General features: G+C 51.9%; 5 protein-coding genes. 4 read left to right on the plus strand and 1 reads right to left on the minus strand.

The window, feature by feature from the left end:
• A complete protein-coding gene (gene aroP, locus ACJHYW_RS19940; protein ID WP_000969915.1) occupies nucleotides 1-1374 on the minus strand; it encodes an aromatic amino acid transporter AroP in 1374 nt (457 codons plus the stop codon).
• Between the two features lie 540 nt (nucleotides 1375-1914).
• Between aroP and pdhR the strand changes: the two genes are divergently transcribed.
• The 4 genes from pdhR (at nucleotide 1915) to lpdA (ending at nucleotide 9042) form a co-directional block, all read left to right on the plus strand.
• Entirely contained in the window at nucleotides 1915-2679 is a 765-nt protein-coding gene (gene pdhR, locus ACJHYW_RS19945; protein ID WP_000331776.1) for a pyruvate dehydrogenase complex transcriptional repressor PdhR, read from the plus strand.
• 160 nt (nucleotides 2680-2839) lie between these two features.
• Nucleotides 2840-5503 carry a pyruvate dehydrogenase (acetyl-transferring), homodimeric type gene (gene aceE / locus ACJHYW_RS19950; protein WP_000003820.1) on the plus strand — a complete coding sequence of 888 codons (2664 nt, stop codon included), beginning with the start codon at nucleotides 2840-2842 and terminating at the stop codon, nucleotides 5501-5503.
• 14 nt (nucleotides 5504-5517) lie between these two features.
• Nucleotides 5518-7410, plus strand: a complete 1893-nt coding sequence (gene aceF / locus ACJHYW_RS19955) for a pyruvate dehydrogenase complex dihydrolipoyllysine-residue acetyltransferase (protein ID WP_000963532.1) — start codon at nucleotides 5518-5520, stop codon at nucleotides 7408-7410.
• 207 nt (nucleotides 7411-7617) lie between these two features.
• On the plus strand, nucleotides 7618-9042 hold the full coding sequence (lpdA, locus tag ACJHYW_RS19960) for a dihydrolipoyl dehydrogenase (protein WP_000102485.1): 1425 nt from the start codon (nucleotides 7618-7620) through the stop codon (nucleotides 9040-9042).
• Nucleotides 9043-9304: the final 262 nt, after the last annotated feature.

Raw genomic sequence — 9304 nt, forward strand, 5'->3', positions numbered from 1 at the left:
TTAATGCGCTTTTACGGCTTTGGCGGTTTTCTCTTTAAACAGATAGCCGATACCTAACACGATCAGCCATACCGGGATCAGGTATACCGAAATCGCCATTCCTGGGGTCATCAGCATAATCACCAGTACCGCCGCCATAAACAGCAGGCAGATCCAGTTACCCAGCGGATAAAGCAGGGCAGGGAAGCGAGTTACCACGCCTTGTTCTTGTTTGGCTCGACGGAATTTCATATGCGCCAGACTGATCATCGCCCAGTTGATGACCAGTGCAGATACCACCAGCGCCATTAATAGTCCGAAAGCGGACTCTGGGGCAAGGTAGTTAATCAGTACGCACAATGCCGTAACCAGCGCAGACACCAGAATAGTGTTAACCGGTACGCCGCGTTTATCGACAGACGCCAGCGCTTTTGGCGCGTTCCCTTGTTGTGCCAGACCGAACAGCATACGGCTGTTGCAATATACGCAGCTGTTGTACACGGAGAGCGCAGCAGTCAGTACCACGATATTGAGCGCATTCGCTACAAAGGTATCGCCTAACTCGTGGAAGATCAGCACAAACGGACTGGTATCGGCGGTAACGCGGGTCCACGGCATTAGTGAGAGCAGAACGGCTAACGAACCAATATAGAAAATCAGGATGCGGTAGATAACCTGGTTAGTTGCTTTCGGGATACTTTGCTCCGGGTTATCAGCTTCTGCTGCGGTGATCCCCACCAGTTCCAGACCACCGAACGAGAACATGATAATCGCCATCATCATCACCAGCCCGGTGAAGCCGTGCGGCAGGAAACCACCCTGATCCCACAGGTTGCTAACGGTCGCCTGCGGGCCGCCGTTGCCACTGAATAGCAGCCAGCCGCCGAAGATGATCATCGCTACCACCGCGATAACTTTGATAATGGCAAACCAGAACTCCATCTCGCCAAACACTTTTACGTTTGTCAGGTTAATGGCGTTGATCACCACAAAGAATACGGCGGCAGAAACCCAGGTGGGGATTTCCGGATACCAGAACTGAATGTATTTACCCACGGCAGTCAGCTCTGCCATGGCAACTAAAACGTACAGTACCCAGTAGTTCCAGCCAGAAGCGAAGCCAGCAAAGCTGCCCCAGTATTTATAAGCAAAGTGGCTAAAGGAGCCTGCGACAGGTTCTTCGACCACCATTTCACCCAGCTGACGCATGATCAGAAAGGCGATAAAACCAGCAATGGCGTAACCCAGGATAATCCCTGGCCCTGCGGACTGTATTACGGAGGCGCTACCCAGGAATAACCCGGTCCCTATCGCGCCACCCAGCGCGATAAGCTGAATATGGCGGTTTTTAAGGCCGCGCTTTAGCTGCTCGCCGTGCTGTTGACCTTCCATCATGAAACCTCGTGCGGTGATTGTTTTTTTGATCTACGCAGTGATGCGTGTGTAAGTTTGCAATTCCGTTTGTTGTATTAATTTGTTTACATCAAAGAAGTTTGAATTGTTACAAAAAGACTTCCGTCAGATCAAGAATAATGGTATGTGACAGCGAATGCACCCGCTTTATGCATGGTTGAAGATGAGTTGCTTAAAAAGAAACCGTTTGTAAAGCTCAGCCTCAACCCCTCTCAATATGCAGAATGAATTTAAATTCGTTTTAATTGAATTAAAAATCACAAAATTGGTAAGTGAATCGGTTCAATTCGGATTTTTATAGTTTAATAATCGTTAAAAAATCCCTTTCCTACGTAAAGTCTACATTTGTGCATAGTTACAACTTTGAAACGTTATATATGTCAAGTTGTTAAAATGTGCACAGTTTCATGATTTCAATCAAAACCTGTATGGACATAAGGTGAATACTTTGTTACTTTAGCGTCACAGACATGAAATTGGTAAGACCAATTGACTTCGGCAAGTGGCTTAAGACAGGAACTCATGGCCTACAGCAAAATCCGCCAACCAAAACTCTCCGATGTGATTGAGCAGCAACTGGAGTTTTTGATCCTCGAAGGCACTCTCCGCCCGGGCGAAAAACTCCCACCGGAACGCGAACTGGCAAAACAGTTTGACGTCTCCCGTCCCTCATTGCGTGAGGCGATTCAACGTCTCGAAGCGAAGGGTTTGTTGCTTCGTCGCCAGGGTGGCGGCACTTTTGTCCAGAGCAGCCTATGGCAAAGCTTCAGCGATCCGCTGGTGGAGCTGCTCTCCGACCATCCTGAATCACAGTATGACTTGCTCGAAACACGACACGCCCTGGAAGGTATCGCCGCTTATTACGCCGCGCTGCGTAGTACCGATGAAGACAAGGAACGCATCCGTGAACTCCACCACGCCATAGAGCTGGCGCAGCAGTCTGGCGATCTGGACGCGGAATCAAACGCCGTACTCCAGTATCAGATTGCCGTCACCGAAGCGGCCCACAATGTGGTTCTGCTTCATCTGCTAAGGTGTATGGAGCCGATGTTGGCCCAGAATGTCCGCCAGAACTTCGAATTGCTCTATTCGCGTCGCGAGATGCTGCCGCTGGTGAGTAGTCACCGCACCCGCATATTTGAAGCGATTATGGCCGGTAAGCCGGAAGAAGCGCGCGAAGCATCGCATCGCCATCTGGCCTTTATCGAAGAAATTTTGCTCGACAGAAGCCGTGAAGAGAGCCGCCGTGAGCGTTCTCTACGTCGTCTGGAGCAACGAAAGAATTAGTGATTTTTCTGGTAAAAATTATCCAGAAGATGTTGTAAATCAAGCGCATATAAAAGCGCGGCAACTAAACGTAGAACCTGTCTTATTGAGCTTTCCGGCGAGAGTTCAATGGGACAGGTTCCAGAAAACTCAACGTTATTAGATAGATAAGGAATAACCCATGTCAGAACGTTTCCCAAATGACGTGGATCCGATCGAAACTCGCGACTGGCTCCAGGCGATCGAATCGGTCATCCGTGAAGAAGGTGTTGAGCGTGCTCAGTATCTGATCGACCAACTGCTTGCTGAAGCCCGCAAAGGCGGTGTCAACGTAGCCGCAGGCACCGGTATCAGCAACTACATCAACACCATCCCCGTTGAAGAACAACCGGAGTATCCGGGTAATCTGGAACTGGAACGCCGTATTCGTTCAGCTATCCGCTGGAACGCCATCATGACGGTTCTGCGTGCGTCGAAAAAAGACCTCGAACTGGGCGGCCACATGGCGTCCTTCCAGTCTTCCGCAACCATTTATGATGTGTGCTTTAACCACTTCTTCCGTGCACGCAACGAGCAGGATGGCGGCGACCTGGTTTACTTCCAGGGCCACATCTCCCCGGGCGTTTACGCTCGTGCTTTCCTGGAAGGTCGTCTGACTCAGGAGCAGCTGGATAACTTCCGTCAGGAAGTTCACGGCAATGGCCTCTCTTCCTATCCGCACCCGAAACTGATGCCGGAATTCTGGCAGTTCCCGACCGTATCTATGGGGCTGGGTCCGATTGGTGCTATTTACCAGGCTAAGTTCCTGAAATATCTGGAACACCGTGGCCTGAAAGATACCTCTAAACAAACCGTTTACGCGTTCCTCGGCGACGGTGAAATGGACGAACCGGAATCCAAAGGTGCGATCACCATCGCTACCCGTGAAAAACTGGATAACTTGGTCTTCGTTATCAACTGTAACCTGCAGCGTCTTGACGGCCCGGTCACCGGTAACGGCAAGATCATCAACGAACTGGAAGGCATCTTCGAAGGTGCTGGCTGGAACGTGATCAAAGTGATGTGGGGTAGCCGTTGGGATGAACTGCTGCGTAAAGATACCAGCGGTAAACTGATCCAGCTGATGAACGAAACCGTTGACGGCGACTACCAGACCTTCAAATCGAAAGATGGTGCGTACGTTCGTGAACACTTCTTCGGTAAATATCCTGAAACCGCAGCACTGGTTGCAGACTGGACTGACGAGCAGATCTGGGCACTGAACCGTGGTGGTCACGATCCGAAGAAAATCTACGCTGCATTCAAGAAAGCGCAGGAAACCAAAGGCAAAGCGACAGTAATCCTTGCTCATACCATTAAAGGTTACGGCATGGGCGACGCGGCTGAAGGTAAAAACATCGCGCACCAGGTTAAGAAAATGAACATGGACGGCGTGCGTCACATCCGCGACCGTTTCAATGTGCCGGTGTCTGATGCCGATATCGAAAAACTGCCGTACATCACCTTCCCGGAAGGTTCTGAAGAGCATACCTATCTGCACGCGCAGCGTCAGAAACTGCACGGTTATCTGCCAAGCCGTCAGCCGAACTTCACCGAGAAGCTTGAGCTGCCGAGCCTGCAAGACTTCGGCGCGCTGCTGGAAGAGCAGAGCAAAGAGATCTCTACCACTATCGCTTTCGTTCGTGCCCTGAACGTAATGCTGAAGAACAAGTCGATCAAAGATCGTCTGGTACCGATCATCGCCGACGAAGCGCGTACTTTCGGTATGGAAGGTCTGTTCCGTCAGATTGGTATTTACAGCCCGAACGGTCAGCAGTACACCCCGCAGGACCGCGAGCAGGTTGCTTACTATAAAGAAGACGAGAAAGGTCAGATTCTGCAGGAAGGGATCAACGAGCTGGGCGCTGGGTGTTCCTGGCTGGCAGCGGCGACCTCTTACAGCACCAACAATCTGCCGATGATTCCGTTCTACATCTATTACTCGATGTTCGGCTTCCAGCGTATCGGCGATCTGTGCTGGGCGGCTGGTGACCAGCAAGCGCGTGGCTTCCTGATCGGCGGTACTTCCGGTCGTACCACCCTGAACGGCGAAGGTCTGCAGCACGAAGATGGTCACAGCCACATTCAGTCGCTGACTATCCCGAACTGTATCTCTTACGACCCGGCTTACGCTTACGAAGTTGCTGTCATCATGCATGACGGTCTGGAGCGTATGTACGGTGAAAAACAAGAGAACGTTTACTACTACATCACCACGCTGAACGAAAACTACCACATGCCGGCAATGCCCGAAGGTGCTGAGGAAGGTATCCGTAAAGGTATCTACAAACTCGAAACCATTGAAGGTAGCAAAGGTAAAGTTCAGCTGCTCGGCTCCGGTTCTATCCTGCGTCACGTCCGTGAAGCAGCTGAGATCCTGGCGAAAGATTACGGCGTAGGTTCTGACGTTTATAGCGTGACATCCTTCACCGAACTGGCGCGTGATGGTCAGGATTGTGAACGCTGGAACATGCTGCACCCGCTGGAAACTCCGCGCGTTCCGTATATCGCTCAGGTGATGAACGACGCTCCGGCAGTGGCATCTACCGACTATATGAAACTGTTCGCTGAGCAGGTCCGTACTTACGTACCGGCTGACGACTACCGCGTACTGGGTACTGATGGCTTCGGTCGTTCCGACAGCCGTGAGAACCTGCGTCACCACTTCGAAGTTGATGCTTCCTACGTGGTTGTAGCGGCGCTGGGCGAACTGGCTAAACGTGGCGAAATCGATAAGAAAGTGGTTGCTGACGCAATCGCCAAATTCAACATCGATGCAGATAAAGTTAACCCGCGTCTGGCGTAAGAGGTAAAAGAATAATGGCTATCGAAATCAAAGTACCGGACATCGGGGCTGATGAAGTTGAAATCACCGAGATCCTGGTCAAAGTGGGCGACAAAGTTGAAGCCGAACAGTCGCTGATCACCGTAGAAGGCGACAAAGCCTCTATGGAAGTTCCGTCTCCGCAGGCGGGTATCGTTAAAGAGATCAAAGTCTCTGTTGGCGATAAAACCCAGACCGGCGCACTGATTATGATTTTCGATTCCGCCGACGGTGCAGCAGACGCTGCACCTGCTCAGGCAGAAGAGAAGAAAGAAGCAGCTCCGGCAGCAGCACCAGCGGCTGCCGCGGCAAAAGACGTTAACGTTCCGGATATCGGCAGCGACGAAGTTGAAGTGACCGAAATCCTGGTGAAAGTTGGCGATAAAGTTGAAGCTGAACAGTCGCTGATCACCGTAGAAGGCGACAAGGCTTCTATGGAAGTTCCGGCTCCGTTTGCTGGCACCGTGAAAGAGATCAAAGTGAACGTGGGTGACAAAGTGTCTACCGGCTCGCTGATTATGGTCTTCGAAGTCGCGGGTGAAGCAGGCGCGGCAGCTCCGGCGGCTAAACAGGAAGCGGCTCCGGCAGCGGCCCCTGCATCAGCGGCTGGCGTGAAAGACGTTAACGTTCCGGATATCGGTGGTGACGAAGTTGAAGTGACCGAAGTGATGGTGAAAGTGGGCGACAAAGTTGCCGCTGAACAGTCACTGATCACCGTAGAAGGCGATAAAGCTTCTATGGAAGTTCCGGCTCCGTTTGCAGGCGTCGTGAAGGAACTGAAAGTCAACGTTGGCGATAAAGTGAAAACTGGCTCGCTGATTATGATCTTCGAAGTTGAAGGCGCAGCGCCTGCGGCAGCTCCTGCGAAACAGGAAGCGGCAGCGCCGGCTCCGGCAGCAAAAGCTGAAGCTCCGGCAGCAGCTCCGGCTGCGAAAGCGGAAGGCAAATCTGAATTTGCTGAAAATGACGCTTACGTTCACGCGACTCCGCTGATCCGCCGTCTGGCACGCGAGTTTGGCGTTAACCTGGCGAAAGTGAAGGGCACTGGCCGTAAAGGTCGTATCCTGCGCGAAGACGTTCAGGCTTACGTGAAAGAAGCTATCAAACGTGCAGAAGCGGCTCCGGCGGCGACTGGCGGCGGTATCCCGGGCATGCTGCCGTGGCCGAAGGTGGACTTCAGCAAGTTTGGTGAAATCGAAGAAGTGGAACTGGGCCGTATCCAGAAAATCTCTGGTGCGAACCTGAGCCGTAACTGGGTGATGATCCCGCATGTTACTCACTTCGACAAAACCGATATCACCGAGCTGGAAGCGTTCCGTAAACAGCAGAACGAAGAAGCGGCGAAACGTAAGCTGGATGTGAAGATAACCCCAGTTGTCTTCATCATGAAAGCCGTTGCTGCGGCACTGGAGCAGATGCCTCGCTTCAACAGTTCGCTGTCGGAAGACGGTCAGCGTCTGACCCTGAAGAAATACATCAACATCGGTGTGGCGGTGGATACCCCGAACGGTCTGGTTGTTCCGGTATTCAAAGACGTCAACAAGAAAGGCATCATCGAGCTGTCTCGCGAGCTGATGACTATTTCTAAGAAAGCGCGTGACGGTAAGCTGACTGCGGGCGAAATGCAGGGCGGTTGCTTCACCATCTCCAGCATCGGCGGCCTGGGTACTACCCACTTCGCGCCGATTGTGAACGCGCCGGAAGTGGCTATCCTCGGCGTTTCCAAGTCCGCGATGGAGCCGGTGTGGAATGGTAAAGAGTTCGTGCCGCGTCTGATGCTGCCGATTTCTCTCTCCTTCGACCACCGCGTGATCGACGGTGCTGATGGTGCCCGTTTCATTACCATCATTAACAACACGCTGTCTGACATTCGCCGTCTGGTGATGTAAGTAAAAGAGCCGGCCCAACGGCCGGCTTTTTTCTGGTAATCTCATGAATGTATTGAGGTTATTAGCGAATAGACAAATCGGTTGCCGTTTGTTGTTTAAAAATTGTTAACAATTTTGTAAAATACCGACGGATAGAACGACCCGGTGGATAATGGGCGTCATAAAAAAAACGTCAGACCCGCCGGAGATAAATATATAGAGGTCATGATGAGTACTGAAATCAAAACTCAGGTCGTGGTACTTGGGGCAGGCCCCGCAGGTTACTCCGCTGCCTTCCGTTGCGCTGATTTAGGTCTGGAAACCGTAATCGTAGAACGTTACAACACCCTTGGCGGTGTTTGCCTGAACGTCGGCTGTATCCCTTCTAAAGCACTGCTGCACGTAGCAAAAGTTATCGAAGAAGCCAAAGCGCTGGCTGAACACGGTATCGTCTTCGGCGAACCGAAAACCGATATCGACAAGATTCGTACCTGGAAAGAGAAAGTGATCAATCAGCTGACCGGTGGTCTGGCTGGTATGGCGAAAGGCCGCAAAGTCAAAGTGGTCAACGGTCTGGGTAAATTTACCGGGGCTAACACCCTGGAAGTTGAAGGTGAGAACGGCAAAACCGTGATCAACTTCGACAACGCGATCATTGCAGCGGGTTCTCGCCCGATCCAACTGCCGTTTATTCCGCATGAAGATCCGCGTATCTGGGACTCCACTGACGCGCTGGAACTGAAAGAAGTACCAGAACGCCTGCTGGTAATGGGTGGCGGTATCATCGGTCTGGAGATGGGGACCGTATACCACGCGCTGGGTTCACAGATTGACGTGGTTGAAATGTTCGACCAGGTTATCCCGGCAGCTGACAAAGACATCGTTAAAGTCTTCACCAAGCGTATCAGCAAGAAATTCAACCTGATGCTGGAAACCAAAGTTACCGCCGTTGAAGCGAAAGAAGACGGTATTTATGTGACGATGGAAGGCAAAAAAGCACCCGCTGAACCGCAGCGTTACGACGCCGTGCTGGTAGCGATTGGTCGTGTGCCGAACGGTAAAAACCTCGACGCAGGCAAAGCTGGCGTGGAAGTGGACGACCGTGGCTTCATCCGCGTTGACAAACAGCTGCGTACTAACGTACCGCACATCTTTGCTATCGGCGATATTGTCGGTCAGCCGATGCTGGCACACAAAGGTGTTCACGAAGGTCACGTTGCCGCTGAAGTTATCGCCGGTAAGAAACACTACTTCGATCCGAAAGTTATCCCGTCCATCGCCTATACCGAACCAGAAGTTGCATGGGTGGGTCTGACCGAGAAAGAAGCGAAAGAGAAAGGCATCAGCTACGAAACTGCCACCTTCCCGTGGGCTGCTTCTGGTCGTGCGATCGCTTCCGACTGCGCAGACGGTATGACCAAGCTGATTTTCGACAAAGAATCTCACCGTGTGATCGGTGGTGCGATTGTCGGTACTAACGGCGGCGAGCTGCTGGGTGAAATCGGCCTGGCAATCGAAATGGGTTGTGATGCTGAAGACATCGCACTGACCATCCACGCGCACCCGACTCTGCACGAGTCTGTGGGCCTGGCGGCAGAAGTGTTCGAAGGTAGCATCACTGACCTGCCGAACCCGAAAGCGAAGAAGAAGTAATTTTTTGTTTGCCGGAACATCCGGCAAATTAAGAAGCGGCTATTCTGGCCGCTTCAGATTGTTGATAAAGTGCTCGTTGTTGATGCCGGATGCGGCGTAAACGCCTTATCCGACCTACAAAATCATGCAAATTCAATATATTGCATGGCTTGTGTAGATACTGTTATGGCCTGCAAGTTTTTTCCTGGTCCGGTTTCCCGGATTGCAGGCATGCCAGACACAGCGCCGTCAGGCGCTGTTGTTTCATCCCTTCCGCGATTTT

It is taken from the genome of Escherichia sp. WS3063, assembly GCF_046486595.1.
In the GTDB taxonomy this organism is placed as follows: Bacteria; Pseudomonadota; Gammaproteobacteria; order Enterobacterales; family Enterobacteriaceae; genus Escherichia; species Escherichia coli.

What these genes read in the sequence shown, in the direction of transcription:
- aroP (WP_000969915.1), bottom strand. Translation starts at nt 1,374, where the DNA reads ATGATGGAAGGTCAACAGCACGGCGAGCAGCTAAAGCGCGGCCTTAAA.
- pdhR (WP_000331776.1), top strand. Translation starts at nt 1,915, where the DNA reads ATGGCCTACAGCAAAATCCGCCAACCAAAACTCTCCGATGTGATTGAG.
- aceE (WP_000003820.1), top strand. Translation starts at nt 2,840, where the DNA reads ATGTCAGAACGTTTCCCAAATGACGTGGATCCGATCGAAACTCGCGAC.
- aceF (WP_000963532.1), top strand. Translation starts at nt 5,518, where the DNA reads ATGGCTATCGAAATCAAAGTACCGGACATCGGGGCTGATGAAGTTGAA.
- lpdA (WP_000102485.1), top strand. Translation starts at nt 7,618, where the DNA reads ATGAGTACTGAAATCAAAACTCAGGTCGTGGTACTTGGGGCAGGCCCC.